This window comes from Streptococcus cuniculipharyngis (assembly GCF_007859195.1).
Taxonomy (GTDB): Bacteria; Bacillota; Bacilli; order Lactobacillales; family Streptococcaceae; genus Streptococcus; species Streptococcus cuniculipharyngis.
In genome coordinates this window covers 81928-100755 of the sequence record NZ_VOHL01000004.1, presented here as the reverse complement: position 1 = coordinate 100755, position 18828 = coordinate 81928, and the positions used below count along the sequence as shown (strand labels likewise).

The following is an 18828-nucleotide window of genomic DNA, read 5'->3' as shown; positions in this document are numbered from 1 at the left end:
ATAAAGGAACAGTAACGGTTATCGTTGAGTATCCAGACGGAACAACTGAAGAAGTTGAAGTACCAGTTATCGTCACACCAGTTGCGAAACCAACTCCAGACAAGGATAAATATACTCCAACAACTGAAGAAGTTATCGTTCCAGAAGGAACACCAATCACTGAGAAAGATATCACTGACAAGGTGAAAGGTATTCCAGAAGGTGCTAAAGTAACTGTGAAAGACCCATCATCAATCCCAGGAACAGACACACCAGGACATAAAGGAACAGTAACGGTTATCGTTGAGTACCCAGACGGATCAACTGAAGAAGTTGAAGTGCCAGTTATCGTCACACCAGTTGCGAAACCAACTCCAGATAAGGATAAATACACTCCAACAACTGAAGAAGTTATCGTTCCAGAAGGAACACCAATCACTGAGAAAGATATCACTGACAAAGTGAAAGGTATTCCAGAAGGTGCTAAAGTAACTGTGAAAGACCCATCATCAATCCCAGGAACAGACACACCAGGAAATAAAGGAACAGTAACGGTTATCGTTGAGTATCCAGACGGAACAACTGAAGAAGTTGAAGTACCAGTTATCGTCACACCAGTTGCGAAACCTGATACTAAACCAGCAACTCCAGGTAAACCAGCTGATAAGCCAGCGACTCCAGCTGCCAAACCAGTTGCAGGCCCAGCAGCTAAAGCTCCAGCGGCACCAGCAGCCAAAGCAGCAAGCCAAGCGCCAGCAGCTCAATCAGGTGCTAAGATGGATGTCTTGCCATCTACAGGTACTGAAAGCAATGCGGCAGCGACAGCGGCAGGTGTTGGCATGATCCTTGCTTCACTTGGTCTTGCAGGTAAACGTCGTCGTAAAGAGGACTAAGCCTAACAGTTCTTAAACGTTGATTCTCCGATTGACATTAAGACAGAAGAACACTCCCCACTTAGTGGGGGGTGTTTTTAGTTGTAGAAAGGAAGATCTTAACTGACAGAAGCTTGCTCGCTTGCTTCAATAAAAGCGTTCAGATGCAGTAGAGAGGGGAGACAGTTTATCCAAGAGCAATGACAAAGATGGGGTTTCTTAGGCTTGTCGGAACGTTTAGAGGGGGTTCTGGACCTAGTTTAGCAGAGAATGAGGCCTTAGCTGTCGAGACAGAAAGGGCGAAAAATGAAAAAAAGAGAGTTAACCTATTGACTTTTACTTAGAAAAGTGATAATATAGTAGATGTTGTTAGCGGGGATGGCGGAATTGGCAGACGCGCAGGACTAAGGATCCTGTGACCGCTTTAGGTCGTGTGGGTTCAAGTCCCACTCTCCGCAAAGTGAAGTCGAGCTTGTGCTCGGCTTTTTATATGGCAAAAATATCTGAAAACGCTTAAATTAACGGTAAAGACTAGAATTTTCTTATAAAATGTGATAGAATGAACATGTAAAAGGGGAAACCCAAAATATTAGAGGAGGCCTGATTAAATGGCAATCGTTTCAGCAGAAAAATTTGTCCAAGCAGCCCGTGACAACGGTTATGCTGTTGGTGGATTTAACACAAACAACCTTGAGTGGACTCAAGCTATCTTGCGTGCAGCAGAAGCTAAGCAAGCTCCAGTTCTTATCCAAACGTCTATGGGTGCGGCTAAGTACATGGGTGGTTACAAGTTGGCTAAGGTGATGATCGAAACTCTTGTTGAGTCAATGGGAATCACTGTACCAGTTGCTATCCATCTTGACCACGGTCACTACGAAGATGCTCTTGAGTGTATCGAAGTAGGTTACACATCAATCATGTTTGATGGGTCACACTTGCCAATCGAAGAAAACCTTGAGAAAGCTCGTGAAGTGGTTGCTTTGGCACACGCTAAAGGTGTATCAGTTGAGGCTGAAGTTGGTACTATCGGTGGTGAAGAAGATGGTATCGTTGGTAAGGGTGAATTGGCACCAATCGAAGACGCTAAAGCAATGGTTGAAACAGGTATTGACTTCTTGGCAGCTGGTATTGGTAACATCCACGGTCCATACCCAGAAAACTGGGAAGGTCTTGCCCTTGACCACTTGAAGAAATTGACAGATGCCCTACCAGGTTTCCCAATCGTTCTTCACGGTGGTTCTGGTATTCCAGACGAGCAAATCCAAGAAGCTATCCGTCTTGGTGTGGCTAAGGTTAACGTTAACACAGAAGGTCAAATCGCCTTCTCAAACGCAACACGTCAATTTGCTGCAGACTACAATGCTAACGAAGCTGACTACGATGCGAAGAAACTCTTTGACCCACGTAAATTCTTGGCACCTGGTATCAAGGCCGTTCAAGAAGCTGTTGAAGAGCGTATTGATGTCTTTGGTTCAGCTGGTAAGGCTTAATCATAGACGTAAAAGACTTCCTATGGGAGGTCTTTTTTCATGGTAAAAAGCCAAGAAAAACAAGCAATTCCTCTTGTCAAGGTCCCTTAAATGTGTTATAATGCTATGGTATGTGGTGCTAGCACATCCGTAACATTTGATCAAATGAGGAGGAAAACACATGGCTAAAGTATGTTATTTTACTGGTCGTAAGACTGTTTCAGGAAACAACCGTTCACACGCTATGAACCAAACAAAACGTGCCGTTAAACCAAACCTTCAAAAAGTTACTGTCCTTATCGATGGTAAGCCTAAAAAAGTTTGGGTTTCAGCTCGTGCACTTAAATCTGGTAAAGTAGAACGCGTTTAATAGAAGAAAGGCTAGGAGATTTCTTAGCTTTTTCTATTGTCTGAGAAAAGGGGGCGGAAGTTAGGCCATCTCCTTTTTTACAAGTCCTTAATAATATGATAAAATGAAATAATAAAAGGATTTGAGGTAGGAAGTATGACAGTAAAAATCAATACAAAAGATGGCCAAATCGAACTCTTAGATGATGTGATTGCCACTGTTGTGGGAGCTTCGGCAACGGAGATTTTCGGCGTGGTTGGTATGGCTAGCAAGAGTGCCATCAAGGATAATTTCCAAGCCCTCTTGCGCAAGGAGAACTATGGCAAAGGGGTTGTGGTCACCTCTACGGAGCAGGGGATTACGGTAGATGTTTACACCGTCATGAGCTACGGTGTTAAAATTAGTGAAGTTTCAAAAAATATTCAAGAACGAGTCGCTTTCAATCTTGAACACCAACTGGGCATTTCGGCTGATGTGGTCAATGTCTATGTACAAAACATTAAGGTCGTGGGAGAGTAAGATGTCAACAATTACAACAAGTTTATTTCAGGAAATGGTCCAGGCGGCAGCAACACGTTTGGGTAAGCAGGCTGAATATGTCAATTCATTGAATGTCTTTCCTGTGCCAGATGGAGATACAGGGACTAATATGAGCATGACCATGGACAATGGTGCCAAGGAAGTGTCAAGCAAGCCTGCGGCTACTGTTGGTGAGGTCGGCCAGATTCTGTCCAAGGGATTGTTGATGGGAGCTCGTGGGAATTCAGGCGTTATCACGTCACAACTCTTCCGTGGTTTTGGTCAAGCGATTAAGGATAAGGAAGAGCTTGACGGTAAAGACCTGGCTCAGGCCTTCCAATCAGGTGTTGAAGTAGCCTATAAGGCTGTTATGAAGCCTGTCGAGGGAACTATTTTGACCGTTTCTCGTGGGGCTGCTGTCGGTGCCATGAAAAAGGCAGAAACGTCAACTGATGCCATTGAGGTCATGCGGGCGGCCCTTGAGGGAGCTAAGATTGCTCTTGCTAAGACCCCAGACATGCTGCCGGTCTTGAAAGAGGTTGGTGTTGTTGATTCCGGCGGTCAAGGACTGGTCTTTATCTACGAAGGCTTCTTGTCAGCCTTGACGGGTGAGTACTTGGTGTCTGAAGATTTCCAAGCGACCCCTGCGACCATGTCTGAAATGATTAATGCTACCCATCATCAATCAGTAGCAGGTCATGTGGTGACAGAAGAGATTACCTTTGGTTACTGTACAGAAATCATGGTGGCTCTTGGTCAAGGTCCGACCTATGTCAAGGAATTTAACTATGATGACTTCCAAGGCTATTTGAGTGGTTTGGGTGATTCCCTGTTGGTGGTCAATGATGATGAAATCGTCAAGGTTCACGTCCATACTGAGGACCCAGGTCTTGTCATGCAAGAGGGGCTCAAATATGGTTCCTTGGTCAAGGTCAAGGTGGATAACATGCGTGAGCAACATGAGGCCCAGCTGGAGAAGGAAGCTGTCGCAGCCCAACCCCAAGAATTGAAAGATTATGGCTTGATTGCAGTTGTTGCTGGTCAGGGCTTGGCTGAGATTTTCAAATCACAAGGGGTGGATTATGTCATCTCTGGTGGCCAAACCATGAACCCATCAACAGAGGATATTGTCAAAGCCATTGAGGCTGTTCATGCCAAGCAGGTTATTATTCTCCCAAATAATAAAAATATCTTTATGGCGGCCCAATCAGCAGCTGATGTGGTTGATTTACCAGTGGCTGTGGTTGAGAGCAAGACTGTTGTTCAGGGCTTTACCAGTCTCTTGGCCTTTAACCCTAGCCAATCATTGGAAGCCAACGTTGCAGCCATGACAGAGAGCTTGGCTGATGTGGTTAGCGGTAGCATGACCATGGCTGTTCGTGATACCACCATTGATGGGCTTGAAATTCATGAACAGGATGTCTTGGGCATGGTTGATGGCAAGATTGTCGTGTCAAGGCCTGACATGGAGGAGGCCTTGCGGGCGACCTTTGCTGAGATGATTGATGAAGACAGTGAGATTGTCAGCATTTATGTGGGTGAGGAAGGTAGTCTAGAGCAGGCTCAAACAGTGGCTGACTACCTAGAAGAAACCTACGAGGATGTAGAGGTAGAAATCCATCAAGGAGACCAGCCTGTCTATCCTTACCTGATGAGTGTGGAGTAAGATTGATAAAAGCAAGTGTTCTGAAAGCATTTGCTTTTTTACTTGCTAATTTTGTATCAAAGTAGTAAGATAAAGAAAAAGGAGGTTTTACCATGCTAAATATCATGACGCTGATCATTCTTCTTTGTCCTATTCTTTTTATCCTTGGTTTGCTTTTGAGTTGTCTTTATGTGGTTCGTCAGCAAACGGTAGCCATTATTGAACGTTTTGGTAAATACCAGGCGACCCAGCAGAGTGGGATTCATTTTCGTCTCCCTTTGGGGATTGACCGGATTGCTGCCCGTGTTCAGCTCCGCTTACTTCAAACAGAGTTGGTCGTTGAAACCAAGACCCATGACAATGTCTTTGTGACGCTCAATATTGCCACTCAATATCGGGTCAATGAAAGCAATGTCACTGATGCCTACTACAAACTCATGCGACCAGAGGAGCAGATTCGTTCTTACATTGAGGACGCTCTGCGCTCATCTGTGCCGAAGTTGACCTTGGATGAGCTGTTTGAGAAAAAGGATGAAATTGCTCTTGAAGTCCAACATCAGGTGGCTGAGGAGATGAGCACTTATGGTTATATCATTGTTAAAACCCTGATTACCAAGGTTGAGCCAGATGCCGAAGTCAAACAATCCATGAATGAAATCAATGCGGCCCAACGTAAACGTGTCGCAGCCCAAGAATTGGCCAATGCGGACAAGATTAAGATTGTCACTGCCGCAGAAGCCGAAGCTGAAAAAGATCGCTTACACGGGGTTGGTATTGCCCAACAACGTAAGGCCATTGTTGATGGTCTAGCAGACTCTATCCAAGAACTCAAAGAAGCCAATATTAGTCTGAACGAAGAACAAATCATGTCCATCCTCTTGACTAACCAATATTTGGACACACTGAATACCTTTGCCAGCAAGGGCAATCAAACCATCTTTTTGCCCAACACCCCAGATGGGGTAGCGGACATTCGGGCCCAGGTTTTGTCAGCCCTCAAGGCTAATAAATAATCAAGAAAAACCACTCGGTCAATTAACCGAGTGGTTTTGGTGTTTATTAACGCAAGAAACGTTGGAGGAATTCTTTGGTGCGTTCTTCTTGTGGGTTTTCAAAGATTTGTTGAGGGGTGCCTTGTTCGGCAATGACGCCCTTATCCATGAAAATGACCCGGTCAGACACGTCACGAGCGAATTCCATTTCATGGGTGACGATGATCATGGTTAGCCCTGATTTTGCCAAGTCCTGCATGGTTTTAAGTACCTCACCGACCATTTCTGGGTCAAGGGCTGAGGTTGGCTCATCAAAGAGGATGGCTTCTGGGTCAACCGAGAGGGCACGAGCGATAGCCACACGTTGTTTCTGACCACCAGAGAGCTGGCTTGGTTTGGCCTTCCAGTATTGCTCGCCTAGGCCAACTTTCTCAAGATTGGCTTTGGCGATTTTTTCAGCTTCACCTCGGTCACGTTTGAGAACGGTGGTTTGAGCAACGACAGCATTTTCGAGAACGTTAAGGTTGTTGAAGAGGTTGAAGGATTGGAAAACCATGCCTAGTTTTTCACGGTAGGTGGTCAGGTCATAGCCCTTGGCGAGGACATCTTGACCATGGTAGAGAATTTGTCCTTCGGTTGGGGTTTCCAAGAGATTGATAGAGCGTAGGAAGGTTGATTTCCCAGATCCAGAGCTACCAATAATGGAAATCACTTCCCCCTTCTTGACTTGCAAGGAGATGTCTTTGAGGACTTGGTTTTGTCCATAGGATTTTTTGAGATGGTTGATTTCTAGAATAATATCAGACATTAGAGCACCTCCGTTTGCATTTGATTGGCACCTGTCGTGTAGTGATCAGTATCCATGCGACGTTCAATGTAGCGAAGGATACGGGTCACCGTGAAGGTGAGGACGAAGTAGATGGCAGCAATAATGGTAAAGGTTTGGAAGTATTGGTAGGTTTGGGTAGCGACAGTATTTCCTGAGAAATAGAGCTCCACAACCGAAATCACGTTCAAGACAGAGGTGTCTTTGATGTTGATGACAAACTCATTACCAGTTGCTGGTAGGATATTACGGATAACTTGTGGCAAGACCACTTTTTTCATGGTTTGCGAATGGTTCATCCCTAGAGCAGTAGCCGCTTCAAATTGGCCCTTGTCAACAGCGAAGATACCACCACGAACGATTTCACTCATGTAGGCCCCTGTGTTGATGGAGACGATGAAGATGGCTGCTAGGGTGCGATCAATGGAAATGCCAAAGGCTTGGGCAGTTCCATAGTAGATAATCATGGCTTGTACAATCATCGGTGTGCCACGGAAGACTTCGATATAGATGTTAATCAACCAGCCCACGATTTTTTGGACCAAGGCAAGCCCTTTATTGGCAGCCTTAGATGCAGTACGGAAGACACCGATTAAAAGACCGATGGCGGTACCGATAACAGTTCCTAGGATAGAGATCAGCAAGGTGATACCAGTACCACGTAGGAATTGTTGCCAGTTTTTAGTCAGGATAGACCAGACTTGGTTGAAGAAACCAGTTTCTTCAGTGCTTTCCTCAACAGGTTGCTCGGCAATCATCTTGTCCATGAGGGCCAGACGGTCCTTGTCAGAAATGGTTGCTAAAACGTCGTTGACCTTACCAAGGCGGTTGTCGTCTTTACGCATCCCAACAGCAATGCTGGCGTCAGCTTCTGAGACTTCAAAACCGGTTTGGAGGTTAATCATCTTGAATTTACTGTTGGCGGTTTCAGCGGATAGGGCTTCTGGTCGTTCAGACACATAACCGTCAATGACACCTGAGAGGAGAGCTTGACGCATTTGTGAGAAGTCTCCCATGGCTGTTTGTTGGTTGACCCCTTCGATTTGTGAGATGATACCGTAGAGGAAGGTTCCTTGTTGGGCGGTTAGTTTAGCACCGGCAAAATCCTCGAGAGATTTGGCTTGGGCAAAGTCACCGTCCTTGTTAACCACAATAACGGGTGAGCCAGTGTAGTAGCTTTCTGAAAAGGCGATTTCTTGTTTACGTTCGTCGGTAGGGCTCATACCAGCCACAATCATGTCAATCTTGCCTGAGGTCAAGGCTGGAATCAAACCAGTCCAAGATGTCTTGACAACCAAGAGTTTTTTTCCTAAACTGTCAGCGATTTTCTTGGCGATTTGGACATCGTAACCGTTGGCATATTGGCTGGTGCCCTCAATGGGAACAGCTCCGTTCTCATCAGTTTCTTGTGTCCAGTTAAAGGGAGCGTAGGCGGCTTCCATCCCGACACGGAGAAACTCATCTGCACGAACGGTAGTCAGGCTTCCGAATAGAATCCCAATCACCGCCAGGCAGGCTAAAAGTGATTTTCTCATAGTAAAATCTCCTATTCCTTAAAATTATAACCATTCTACAAGAAAAGTTAGAAAATTTCAATACAATTTAGGCGAATTATTCAAAGAAAATGTTTACATGCAAAAAAGTGGCGATTTTATGCTAAAATAGGAGAGAAAATAGTTTACAAAGGAGAGAAGGATATCTCATGTTAGAGTTGCTGAAAGCCGTCTTTTTCGGTGTGGTCGAGGGGATTACGGAATGGTTGCCGATTTCGAGTACGGGCCATTTAATTTTGGTTCAGGAATTTATCAATTTTAAGGGGCAGAGTCAGGATTTTATCGATGTATTTAATGTTGTGATTCAGCTAGGGGCTATTTTAGCAGTGGTTGTCATTTATTTTGACAAGCTCAATCCGTTCAAGGTGGGCAAGACAGCGCGTGAGGTTCAGTTGACCTGGCAACTATGGCTCAAGGTCCTTTTGGCCTGTTTGCCAGTGATTGTCATGGCCTTGTTCTTAGATGATTGGTTTGAGGCCAAATTCTATAATTTCTTTAGCGTGGCGCTCATGTTAATCATCTACGGGGTGGCCTTTATTTGGATTGAAAATCGACAAGCTAATCGTGTGCCAACCATTACAGACCTGTCGCGAATGCCTTATAAAACAGCTATCCAGATTGGTCTTTTTCAGATTCTGAGCTTGATGCCAGGAACTAGTCGGTCAGGTTCAACCATTATTGGTGGGATGTTGATGGGAACCAGTCGTTCGGTGGTGACAGAATTTACTTTCTTTTTAGGAATTCCGATTATGTTTGGGGCCAGTGGTTGGAAATTGCTCAAGTTTTTCTTGTCTGGTAGCCGACTGACCTTGGATCAGTTACTCCTCATTTTGGTTGGTATGGTGACGGCCTTTGCGGTCAGCATGGTGGTGATTCGTCTATTGACTGGTTTTGTCAAGAAACACGATTTCAAGGGCTTTGGTTACTACCGTATCGCTTTGGGGATTATTCTTATTATGTATGCAGTGATTAAATTCTTATTTGCCTAGCTTGTGGTGCTAGCTAGTTGTGGAAACTGGGCCTTTGGCCTGGTTTTTTACTTAGGGTAAACATTGAACTTTCCTTGGTTTTCATGTATAATGAAAGGAACGATTGCTCGGATTGAGGTAGATAATATGGAAATGAAACAAATTAATGAAACCACGCTGAAAATTACAGTCAGTATGGAAGATTTGGAAATTTATGGGATGGAGTTAAAAGACTTTCTGGTTCCCCAAGAAAAGACCGAGGAATTTTTCTACACGATTTTAGATGAGTTGGATTTGCCAGAGAATTTTAAACATAGTGGCATGTTGAGTTTTCGGGTAACCCCTCGTAAGGACCGTATTGATGTTTTTGTGACCAAGTCAGAATTGAAAGAAGACTTGAATTTGGAAGACTTGGCTGACCTCAATGATCTGTCACAAATGAGTCCAGATGAATTTTTCAAATCCATTGAAAATAGTATGTTGAAAAAAGGGGATAAGCAGGCCCATAAATTCCTTAAAGAGATGGAAGAGATGGTTGATGGGGTGATGACAAGCGAGCAAGATCAGTTGACGTCAGCTGAGCAGGCTGAACTTGAGGAAGAGGAAGAACAAGATGCCTATGTTCACTATGTTTTTCGTTTTCCCGACTTTGATCAGGTCATGGAGTTTGTTGAAGCCCTTGAGATTGAGGTAGAGGTGTCGGAACTCTACAAAGACGACAAAGAATATTATATGACCATTCTGTTAGCGCTGGAAAACAAGCCAGCCTATTATGCCAACCTGATGTATGCTCGTCTCTTTGAGCATGCTCAAGCTAGTTTAAAGACTAGAGCCTATTTACAAGAACATGGTAAGGCCCTACTGACTTACGGGGCGGTTGAGGAGTTGCGAAAAATAGGAGGGCGTTAGATGGTACCCTTTACCATTGAGTATGTGTTGATCCTGATCGGGACCTTGCTCTTGTCCTTGATCTTGACCCCCTTGGTCCGTTTTTTTGCTTTTCGAGTTGGGGCGGTTGACAAGCCCAATGCTCGACGGATTAATAAGGTTCCCATGCCCAGCGCGGGTGGTCTGGCCATTATTTTAGCTTTCATGGCAACCAGTTTGATTATGATGCCGCAGGTGCTAAAAAATCGTTTGTTTGATCAATCTTATTTTGATTACATTTTGCCTGTCATGTTGGCAGGGCTCTTTGTGGGCCTAGTTGGCTTGATTGATGACATGTATGAGTTAACCCCAAGGGTTAAACTGTTGGGGATTTTTCTAGCGGCTAGCCTGGTGTGGTACTGCACGGATTTCCATTTTGATAGTTTTAAGATTCCCTTTGGTGGCCCTTTGATTTTGTTTGATACCTTTTGGACCTTCTTGTTAACAGTTCTATGGATTGTATCGGTCACAAATGCCATTAATCTCATTGATGGGCTAGATGGTCTGGTGAGTGGGGTTTCTATCATTAGTCTGATAACAATGGGCTTGGTCTCCAATTTCTTCCTACCGGTACCAGACTTTTATTTGACCATGACTATTTTTGTCCTGGTGGCGGCCATTGCAGGTTTCTTTCCTTATAATTATCATCCAGCCATTATCTATTTGGGGGATACAGGGGCCCTCTTTATTGGGTTTATGATTGGTGTCTTGTCGCTCCAAGGGTTGAAAAATGCCACGGCGGTGGCAGTCGTTACCCCTGTGATTATTTTGGGCGTTCCTATCATGGATACGATTGTAGCCATTATTCGCCGTAAGTTGTCGGGTCAGAAAATTTCTCAAGCAGACAAGCGCCATCTCCATCATCGGCTGCTGAGTATGGGGTTCACCCACCGTGGAGCAGTTTTTGTCGTTTACGGCATTGCCATTTTATTTTCCCTGACCTCGCTCTTGCTCAATGTGTCTAGTCGTCTAGGTGGTATCTTGCTGATGATTGGTCTGGCCTTTGGCCTTGAAATCTTCATCGAAGGTTTGGAAATTTGGGGTGTCAATAAAACGCCATTGTTCAATCTTTTGAAATTTATCGGAAATAGTGACTATCGTCAGGCGGCCTTGCTCAAATGGCAGAGCAGAGGCAAATAATTCAGAGATTTTATCAAAGCCTTATAAGGCTTTTTTTGTTATAATGAGTCTAAAAGAAATGAAGGAGTTTATCGTGTCTGTACTTGAAATTAAAAACTTGCATGTGTCTATCGAAGACAAGGAAATCTTGCGTGGGGTCAATCTAACCTTGAAAACGGGTGAAATTGCGGCCATCATGGGACCAAATGGAACAGGGAAATCCACCCTATCAGCAGCTATTATGGGCAATCCCAACTTTGAAGTGACCCAGGGCCAAATCCTCTTTGATGGGGTTGATGTGCTGGAATTGGAAGTGGACGAGCGTGCTCGTTTGGGCCTTTTCTTGGCCATGCAGTACCCTAGTGAAATTCCGGGGATTACCAATGCCGAATTTATCCGAGCAGCCATGAATGCTGGCAAGGAAGATGAGGACAAGATTTCCGTTCGTGATTTTATCACTAAATTGGATGAGAAAATGGAGCTCTTGGGCATGAAGGAGGAAATGGCAGAGCGTTACCTCAATGAAGGCTTCTCAGGCGGTGAGAAAAAGCGTAACGAGATTCTGCAACTGCTCATGTTAGAGCCTAAATTTGCCCTCCTAGATGAAATTGACTCTGGTTTGGATATTGATGCCCTTAAAGTGGTTTCTAAAGGGGTCAATGCCATGCGAGGTGAGGGCTTTGGTGCCATGATTATCACCCACTACCAACGGTTATTGAATTACATCACACCTGATGTGGTCCATATCATGATGGATGGCCGTGTGGTGCTTTCAGGGGATGCGGATTTGGCCAAACGTTTGGAAAATGAAGGCTATGCCAAGATTGCAGAGGAGTTGGGGCTGGACTATTCTGAGGAAGTTTAGTCGGCTAGAGCGAGAAAAGGAGTAAGACATGACAAAGGAAACCATTCTTAATTTTTCGCAGAGCCAGGCCGAGCCACTCTGGTTACAGGAACGTCGTCTGGCAGCCTTTGACAAGATGGCTGACCTAGACTTGCCGACCATTGAGCGGGTTAAATTTCACCGTTGGAATCTAGGTGATGGTCGTTTGGCAGTGAGTGAGCAGACGGCGGCAGTGCCTGACTTTATCGCCTTGGGGGACAATCCTAAACTGGTGCAGGTAGGAACTCAAACAGTTTTTGAGCAGCTACCAGCAAACCTAGTGGAACAAGGTGTGGTGTTTACCGATTTTGCGACTGCCTTGGAACAAATTCCTGATGTGATCGAGCAGGCCTTTGGTCAAGCGGTTGCCTATGATGCCCACAAACTAGCTGCCTATCACACGGCCTATTTCAATAGCGGAGCGGTCCTTTATGTGCCGGACAATGTTGAAATTGAGCAAGCCATTGAAGGGATTTTTCTGCAAGATAGCGATAGCGACCTACCGTTTAACAAGCATGTTCTCTTGATTTTAGGGAAAAATAGTAAAGTCAACTATTTGGAGCGATTCGAGTCAATTGGTGGCCATAGTCAGGAAACCACCGCTAATATCTGCGTGGAAGTGATTGCTGGGGCAGGCAGTCAGCTCAAATTCTCAGCCATTGATCGCTTGAGCCAAGGGGTGACGGCCTATATCAACCGTTGTGGTCGTCATGCAGATGATGCTAGTATTGACTGGGCTCTGGGTGTGATGAACGAAGGCAATGTGGTTGCTGATTTTGATAGTGATTTGATTGGCCATGGTAGCCATGCCAATCTCAAGGTGGTGGCTGCCTCCAGTGGTCGTCAGGTACAAGGGATTGACACACGGGTGACCAATTATGGCCGTTCTTCGGTTGGTCATATCCTGCAACACGGAGTGATTTTGGAGCGGGCAACCCTTACCTTTAATGGTATTGGACATATTATCAAGGGGGCTAAGGGGGCAGATGCCCAGCAGGAGAGTCGGGTGCTGATGCTATCTGACCAGGCTCGTTCGGATGCTAACCCCATCTTGCTCATCGATGAAAATGAGGTGACAGCAGGGCATGCGGCCTCCATTGGTCAGGTTGACCCAGAGGACATGTATTATCTGATGAGTCGAGGGATTGACCAGGCGACAGCAGAAAAACTGGTTATTCGAGGTTTCTTGGGAGCGGTGATTACAGAAATCCCTGTCAAGGAAGTTCGAGAAGAGATGATTACTGTTATTGATCAAAAATTGGACAAGCGCTAATGGAAGCAAGGATTAGACAAGATTTCCCCATCCTAGATAGTCAGATTAAGGGAGAGCCCTTGATTTATCTGGATAATGCAGCAACCAGTCAGAAGCCTGTAAGGGTCATTCAAGCCATAACCGACTATTATCAAAGGCGCAATGCTAATGTGCATCGAGGGGTTCATACCTTGGCTGAGCAAGCGACCCGTCAATATGAAGCGGCTCGGGACAAGGTGGCTGCGTTTATTGGTGCCCAAAGAGAGGAAGTTATCTTTACTCGTGGCACGACGGAAGGGCTCAATCTCATTGCAGCCTGGGCAGGAAGGGTCTTGCAGGCAGGGGATGAAGTCTTGATTACTGTCATGGAACACCATGCTAATTTGATTCCCTGGCAAGAGGTTTGTCGCCAGACAGGTGCTAAGTTGGTTTATGCATATCTCAAGGATGGTCGTTTGGATTTGGTTGATTTTCGGGCCAAACTCAATTCTCGAACCAAATTTGTTAGTCTGGCCCATGTGTCCAATGTCCTGGGTTGTATCAATCCAGTAGAGGAGCTAGCGAGCTGGGCTCACCAAGTAGGGGCTTATGTGGTTGTAGATGCTGCCCAATCAGTGGGGCATTTACCGGTGCAGGTTGCCAGCCTTGATTGTGACTTTCTCGTTTTTTCCGGTCACAAGATGTACGGGCCAACAGGAGTCGGCGTCCTTTATGGGAAAAAGGAAATTTTAACCAAGTTTCCCCCTCTGGTCTTTGGTGGCGAGATGATTGCCAGTGTTAGTGAACAAGAAGCAAGCTGGGCTGATTTGCCTTATAAGTTTGAAGCAGGCACTCCCCCCATTGCTGAAGCTATTGGTTTGGGGGCGGCCATTGATTATTTGGCAGACCTGGACATGGCTAGGGTTGAAGCGCATGAAAGAGAGTTGGGAGCATATCTCTTGGCTGCCTTGAAGCAGATTGAGGGCTTGACCCTCTACGGTCCGACTGAGTTCCAGCAACGCGTGGGGGTCTTTAGTTTTAATTTAGCTGGCCTGCACCCTCATGATGTAGCGACTGCCCTTGATTACCAAGGCATTGCCGTGCGGGCGGGGCATCACTGTGCCCAACCCCTCTTGACCTATCTGGGACAAGGGTCAGCTTTGCGGGTTAGTTTAGCCCTCTATAATACCAAGGAAGATTGTCAGGCCCTGATTAAGGCCTTAGAAGAAACAAAGGAGTTTTTCCATGGCTTGGGATAAATTAAGGCAACTGTATATGGAAGTTATCACGGATCATGCCAGGGCCCCTCATCATTATGGGGAGTTGGCTGGGCTCACTCCCAAAACGCTCCATAATCCGACCTGTGGCGATGTCATCCATCTCTTTGTGAAAGTGGTTGATGACCACGTGGCTGAGATTGCCTTTCAAGGACAGGGGTGTAATATTTCCACAGCGTCAGCCAGCATGATGACGGATGTGGTTGTGGGAAAAAGGATTAGAGAGGTCAAGGAATTAGCAGCCGCCTTTTCCCAACTGTTACAAGGACAAACACATGAGGGCCAAAAAGCCCTTGGTGATGCCCAAATATTGGCAGGGGTGGCCCAATTTCCACAGCGAATCAAGTGTGCCAGCCTTGCCTGGCAGGCCTTGAGCCAAATCCTAGCGAATGAAAAAGGAGAAGAAAATGTCTGAAACAAATGAAAGAGTAGAACCAAAGCCCATTGATCTGGGTGAGTACAAGTTTGGTTTTCACGATGATGTGGAGCCGATTTACTCAACTGGCAAGGGCTTGAATGAGGCAGTTGTCCGCCAAATGTCGGCAGAGAAAAATGAGCCAGATTGGATGTTGGATTTTCGTTTGAAATCCCTGGCAGCTTTTGAGAAAATGCCCATGCAGGATTGGGGTCCCGACTTGTCGGATATTGATTTTGATGATATTATCTATTATCAAAAACCATCGGATAAGCCAGCCCGTTCTTGGGATGATGTGCCTGAAAAAATCAAGGAAACGTTTGAACGGATTGGTATCCCAGAAGCAGAGCGGGCCTATTTGGCGGGGGCTGCTGCCCAGTATGAGTCAGAAGTGGTTTACCACAACATGAAAGAAGAATTTGAAAAATTGGGTATTGTCTTTACGGACACTGACACCGCCTTGCGGGAGTATCCTGACTTGTTCAAGCAATATTTTGCCAAGTTAGTGCCACCAACGGACAACAAGTTGGCCGCCCTTAATTCAGCAGTTTGGTCAGGTGGTACCTTCATTTATGTCCCTAAAGGGGTGAAAGTAGATGTGCCCTTGCAGACCTACTTCCGAATCAATAATCAAAACACGGGTCAATTTGAGCGGACCTTGATTATTGTGGATGAGGGAGCCAGTGTTCATTATGTCGAAGGTTGTACGGCACCGACCTATTCAACCAATAGCTTGCACGCGGCCATTGTGGAAATCTTCGCCCTTGATGGGGCCTATGTTCGCTATACTACTATTCAAAACTGGTCGGATAATGTGTATAATTTGGTCACCAAGCGGGCTAGAGCGACTAAACATGCGACTGTTGAGTGGATTGATGGCAACTTGGGAGCAAAAACAACCATGAAGTATCCTTCTGTTTATCTGGATGGTGAGGGAGCTAGGGGGACCATGTTATCCATTGCCTTTGCCAATACAGGTCAAAAGCAGGATACGGGTGCTAAGATGATCCATAATGCACCGCACACCAGCTCGTCTATTGTGTCCAAGTCCATTGCCAAGGGCGGTGGTGAGGTCAACTACCGTGGTCAGGTCACCTTTGCTAAAAATTCTAAAAAATCGGTCAGCCACATTGAGTGTGATACCATCATCATGGATGACCAGTCCAAATCAGACACCATCCCTTTCAATGAAATCCATAATTCACAAGTGGCCTTGGAACATGAAGCCAAGGTGTCTAAGATTTCGGAAGAGCAACTTTACTACCTCATGAGCCGGGGTTTGTCAGAAAGTGAAGCAACCGAAATGATTGTCATGGGCTTTGTCGAACCCTTTACCAAAGAATTGCCGATGGAATATGCCGTTGAACTCAATCGTCTTATCAGCTATGAAATGGAAGGCTCAGTTGGTTAGAGAGACTGCAAACAAGCAAGCACAGGCTTGCTTGTTGCTAATCTCTCTCCAACTGAGTGAATAAATAAAACCTTTGCGGTAGCAAAGGTCACAAAGTTGGTCAGATTCTCAATCAGGCAAGTTATAGCTTTCCTATCACCAAAAAATCTCCAACCGAGTAGATGAATGGAGGCTCTGCGATAGCAGGGGTATCAACGTTGGTTAGGAAGTTTGCAAAAGAGCAAGTCTAGGCTTGTTCTGTGCTAGTTTATCTCCAACTGAGTTAAATAGATACAAGCTTTGCAAGTGATGAGGCTAAAGAATCAAACCTACCAAGATTAGTAGTGAGGACATCTTCGACGGGAGAGACGACTCACTACTTTTTGTTTATGACAAAACATGGGGATATTCTATCAGGTAGTAGCTGATTTTTAAGGAATGCTATATCAGCACCTTGACCATCGTAGGTATTATTGTCGATAAAATAAAAGAGAAAAACACATGTTTTTAATTGATTTAATATTCAAAAAATGATACAATAAAATTGAAAATAAAGGTAGTACAACTATGTGATAGAAAGGAAAAAAACGGATACGATAATTTACATATGGGCTACGATATTTTTGATTGCTTTTTACTTGATGAGTTGTTTTTCTGTACCATAAAGAAAGTGTGATTAACATGGCAAAAGTATTAAAAAAATCGTTATCTAAAGTATTGTTCCTGCTTGCTGTACTTGGTTCAATTGGAGCTGCCTATACTCAAAAAGTATATGCTAATTATTATAGCCCTTGGGTTGTGATATCAGTTAGTGGTGTTAAACAAAGACGAATCATTTATAACGGCACAAAACCCTTAATTCAACTGTATCAAAATATTAATTATCGAAGAACATTCACTGACAGAGCTGGGAGAAGGACCTATCAGTATAAAACCGAAATTAGAAATATCGGTCTAAAATCTCCTTATGCCCCTTAATGTGACATGAAAAGATTGAAGAAGGCTCCTTTTTGGATAACTTTCTTCAATCTTTTTTAGATAATAAAGAAAAAACTCTTAAAGATACTGATACCGTATGTTTAAGAGTTTTCATGATGTGGATACTGGCCCTATTTTTTATAGGTTTTCATTGACATAGATAACGAAGTGGTTCCACCAGACCTTGAGGAAGAAGCTACGTTTGACTTGGGTGCCAGCCAAGAGTTCAACCTGAGGGAGGTCGCCTAGATAGCCTGAACCAACTAAATCCTTATCATTAAATTGAGCAGTACCGACCAGCTCGTCTTGTTTGACCGGAGCGGTCAGCTGGTCATTGGTTTTAATGGTGATGTCATTGCTAATCTTGTTAGATTTCTTCTGGACAACATTGAAATCCTTTTGGGCAACAGCGGAAACGGTTTTTTGTTTGCCATCAAGAACGGGTGCACTACTTTTTCGGAAGGGTTGGCCTGCTTCAATGACCGTTGTCATTTCGTAATTATTACGCACATAATCGAGTAGGTTGGTGGTCGCAATAAAGCGGGCAAATGGATTGTCTTCAGCCTTATCAGCGTCTAAAATGACCGAAATAATACGCATCCCATTTTCGGTAGAGGTTCCGACAAAAGAAGCTCCGGCAAAATCAGTTGTTCCCGTCTTGAGCCCATCAACTCCTTCGCGGTAGTAGGTTTGATTTTCTAGCATATAATTGTAGGTATTCATGGGAGTACCGTCAAAATCGGCGACAGTTTTGCTAGTAATGGTTAGCACATCAGGGTAGTCTTGGATTAACTGGCGGGCAATAATGGCGACATCTTTGGCAGACATCATATTTTCATCGTTGCGACCTGAGTCAGGGTAGATATTATTTCCCAGTAGATTGTTATTAAGACCGGACGCATTGACCAGTTTGGCATCAGTGATGCCCCACTCTTTTAGTTGCTTGGTCATCATGTCAACAAAGCGAGGTTCACTGCCGGCAATTTTCTCGGCTAGCGCGATGGCAGCACTGTTGGCACTGGCAATCATACTGGCTTCTAAAAGTTGGCGAACAGTATATTGACGCTTTTCAAGGGGGACATTGCTGGCCAGGCTTTCTACCGTCAGTTGGTAGGGGTAGTCGGAGATGTTCACGGGGTCGTCCCATTTCAGTCGACCAGCATTGACTTCCTTATAAACCATATAAGCAGTTAAGATTTTGGTAATGGAGGCTATTCCTGCCACCTTATCGGCATTTTTCTCATAGAGAATTTTGCCTGTACTAGCTTCAACGGCGATGGCATATTTGGCAGGGACATCAAAATCATTTGCCGCGACTTCCTGTCCTGATAGTAGGCTAAGGACAAGGAGGACTACACTGATTATCTTTTTCATGTCAAGCTTTTCCTTTATTAGTCTCAGTATCATATTTTAAAATTATATCATAAAAAGGCTAC

The 18828-nt window shown here is 44.8% G+C and carries 18 protein-coding genes and 1 tRNA gene; 16 read left to right on the top strand and 3 right to left on the bottom strand.

Annotated elements, in window-relative coordinates; all coding sequences use genetic code 11:
- The 7 genes from FRX57_RS05870 to FRX57_RS05840 form a co-directional block, all read left to right on the top strand.
- Window positions 1-872, top strand: an 872-nt coding sequence (locus tag FRX57_RS05870; RefSeq protein ID WP_146567634.1) for a Rib/alpha-like domain-containing protein, incomplete at its 5' end; no start/stop codon positions are given.
- A gap of 351 nt (window positions 873-1223) precedes the next feature.
- Window positions 1224-1309 (top strand) — tRNA-Leu (locus tag FRX57_RS05865).
- 150 nt (window positions 1310-1459) lie between these two features.
- Entirely contained in the window at window positions 1460-2341 is an 882-nt protein-coding gene (locus FRX57_RS05860; RefSeq protein WP_146567632.1) for a class II fructose-bisphosphate aldolase, read from the top strand.
- Window positions 2342-2501: 160 nt separating this feature from the next.
- The gene (gene rpmB / locus FRX57_RS05855; RefSeq protein ID WP_135029489.1) at window positions 2502-2690 is read left to right on the top strand and encodes a 50S ribosomal protein L28; all 189 of its coding nucleotides are present in this window, start codon (window positions 2502-2504) and stop codon (window positions 2688-2690) included.
- 135 nt (window positions 2691-2825) lie between these two features.
- The gene (locus tag FRX57_RS05850; protein WP_146567630.1) at window positions 2826-3188 is read left to right on the top strand and encodes an Asp23/Gls24 family envelope stress response protein; all 363 of its coding nucleotides are present in this window, start codon (window positions 2826-2828) and stop codon (window positions 3186-3188) included.
- Between the two features lies 1 nt (window position 3189).
- Complete coding sequence (locus FRX57_RS05845; RefSeq protein ID WP_146567628.1) at window positions 3190-4854, top strand: DAK2 domain-containing protein; 1665 nt, start codon at window positions 3190-3192, stop codon at window positions 4852-4854.
- Between the two features lie 104 nt (window positions 4855-4958).
- Window positions 4959-5846 (top strand): SPFH domain-containing protein, encoded by an 888-nt coding sequence (locus tag FRX57_RS05840; RefSeq protein ID WP_425472614.1) that lies wholly within the window; start codon window positions 4959-4961, stop codon window positions 5844-5846.
- 46 nt (window positions 5847-5892) lie between these two features.
- Here the strand turns inward: FRX57_RS05840 and FRX57_RS05835 are convergent, their stop codons facing one another.
- Together FRX57_RS05835 and FRX57_RS05830 are read right to left on the bottom strand one after the other, a co-directional pair.
- Window positions 5893-6633 (bottom strand): amino acid ABC transporter ATP-binding protein, encoded by a 741-nt coding sequence (locus FRX57_RS05835; RefSeq protein WP_146567623.1) that lies wholly within the window; start codon window positions 6631-6633, stop codon window positions 5893-5895.
- On the bottom strand, window positions 6633-8186 hold the full coding sequence (locus tag FRX57_RS05830) for an ABC transporter substrate-binding protein/permease (RefSeq protein WP_146567621.1): 1554 nt from the start codon (window positions 8184-8186) through the stop codon (window positions 6633-6635). The genes FRX57_RS05835 and FRX57_RS05830 overlap by 1 nt, the downstream gene beginning before the upstream one ends.
- Before the next feature lie 167 nt (window positions 8187-8353).
- On the opposite strand from FRX57_RS05830, the gene FRX57_RS05825 reads away from it, so the two are divergent.
- From FRX57_RS05825 to FRX57_RS05785, 9 genes are all read left to right on the top strand, one after another.
- Window positions 8354-9193, top strand: a complete 840-nt coding sequence (locus tag FRX57_RS05825) for an undecaprenyl-diphosphate phosphatase (RefSeq protein WP_146567619.1) — start codon at window positions 8354-8356, stop codon at window positions 9191-9193.
- Window positions 9194-9319: 126 nt separating this feature from the next.
- A complete protein-coding gene (mecA, locus tag FRX57_RS05820; protein ID WP_146567617.1) occupies window positions 9320-10081 on the top strand; it encodes an adaptor protein MecA in 762 nt (253 codons plus the stop codon).
- The gene (locus FRX57_RS05815) at window positions 10082-11239 is read left to right on the top strand and encodes a glycosyltransferase family 4 protein (RefSeq protein WP_146567615.1); all 1158 of its coding nucleotides are present in this window, start codon (window positions 10082-10084) and stop codon (window positions 11237-11239) included.
- Window positions 11240-11312: 73 nt separating this feature from the next.
- On the top strand, window positions 11313-12083 hold the full coding sequence (sufC, locus tag FRX57_RS05810) for a Fe-S cluster assembly ATPase SufC (protein ID WP_146567612.1): 771 nt from the start codon (window positions 11313-11315) through the stop codon (window positions 12081-12083).
- Between the two features lie 28 nt (window positions 12084-12111).
- Window positions 12112-13374, top strand: a complete 1263-nt coding sequence (gene sufD / locus FRX57_RS05805) for a Fe-S cluster assembly protein SufD (RefSeq protein ID WP_146567610.1) — start codon at window positions 12112-12114, stop codon at window positions 13372-13374.
- The gene (locus FRX57_RS05800) at window positions 13374-14591 is read left to right on the top strand and encodes an aminotransferase class V-fold PLP-dependent enzyme (protein ID WP_146567608.1); all 1218 of its coding nucleotides are present in this window, start codon (window positions 13374-13376) and stop codon (window positions 14589-14591) included. The genes sufD and FRX57_RS05800 overlap by 1 nt, the downstream gene beginning before the upstream one ends.
- Entirely contained in the window at window positions 14578-15024 is a 447-nt protein-coding gene (sufU, locus tag FRX57_RS05795; protein WP_146567606.1) for a Fe-S cluster assembly sulfur transfer protein SufU, read from the top strand. Before FRX57_RS05800 ends, sufU begins: the two co-directional genes overlap by 14 nt.
- Complete coding sequence (gene sufB / locus FRX57_RS05790) at window positions 15017-16435, top strand: Fe-S cluster assembly protein SufB (RefSeq protein ID WP_146567604.1); 1419 nt, start codon at window positions 15017-15019, stop codon at window positions 16433-16435. Before sufU ends, sufB begins: the two co-directional genes overlap by 8 nt.
- 660 nt (window positions 16436-17095) lie before the next feature.
- A complete protein-coding gene (locus FRX57_RS05785) occupies window positions 17096-17392 on the top strand; it encodes a hypothetical protein (RefSeq protein WP_146567602.1) in 297 nt (98 codons plus the stop codon).
- 138 nt (window positions 17393-17530) lie between these two features.
- Here FRX57_RS05785 and pbp3 read toward each other — a convergent pair whose 3' ends face one another.
- Window positions 17531-18766 carry a D-alanyl-D-alanine carboxypeptidase PBP3 gene (pbp3, locus tag FRX57_RS05780; protein ID WP_146567600.1) on the bottom strand — a complete coding sequence of 412 codons (1236 nt, stop codon included), beginning with the start codon at window positions 18764-18766 and terminating at the stop codon, window positions 17531-17533.
- Window positions 18767-18828: the final 62 nt, after the last annotated feature.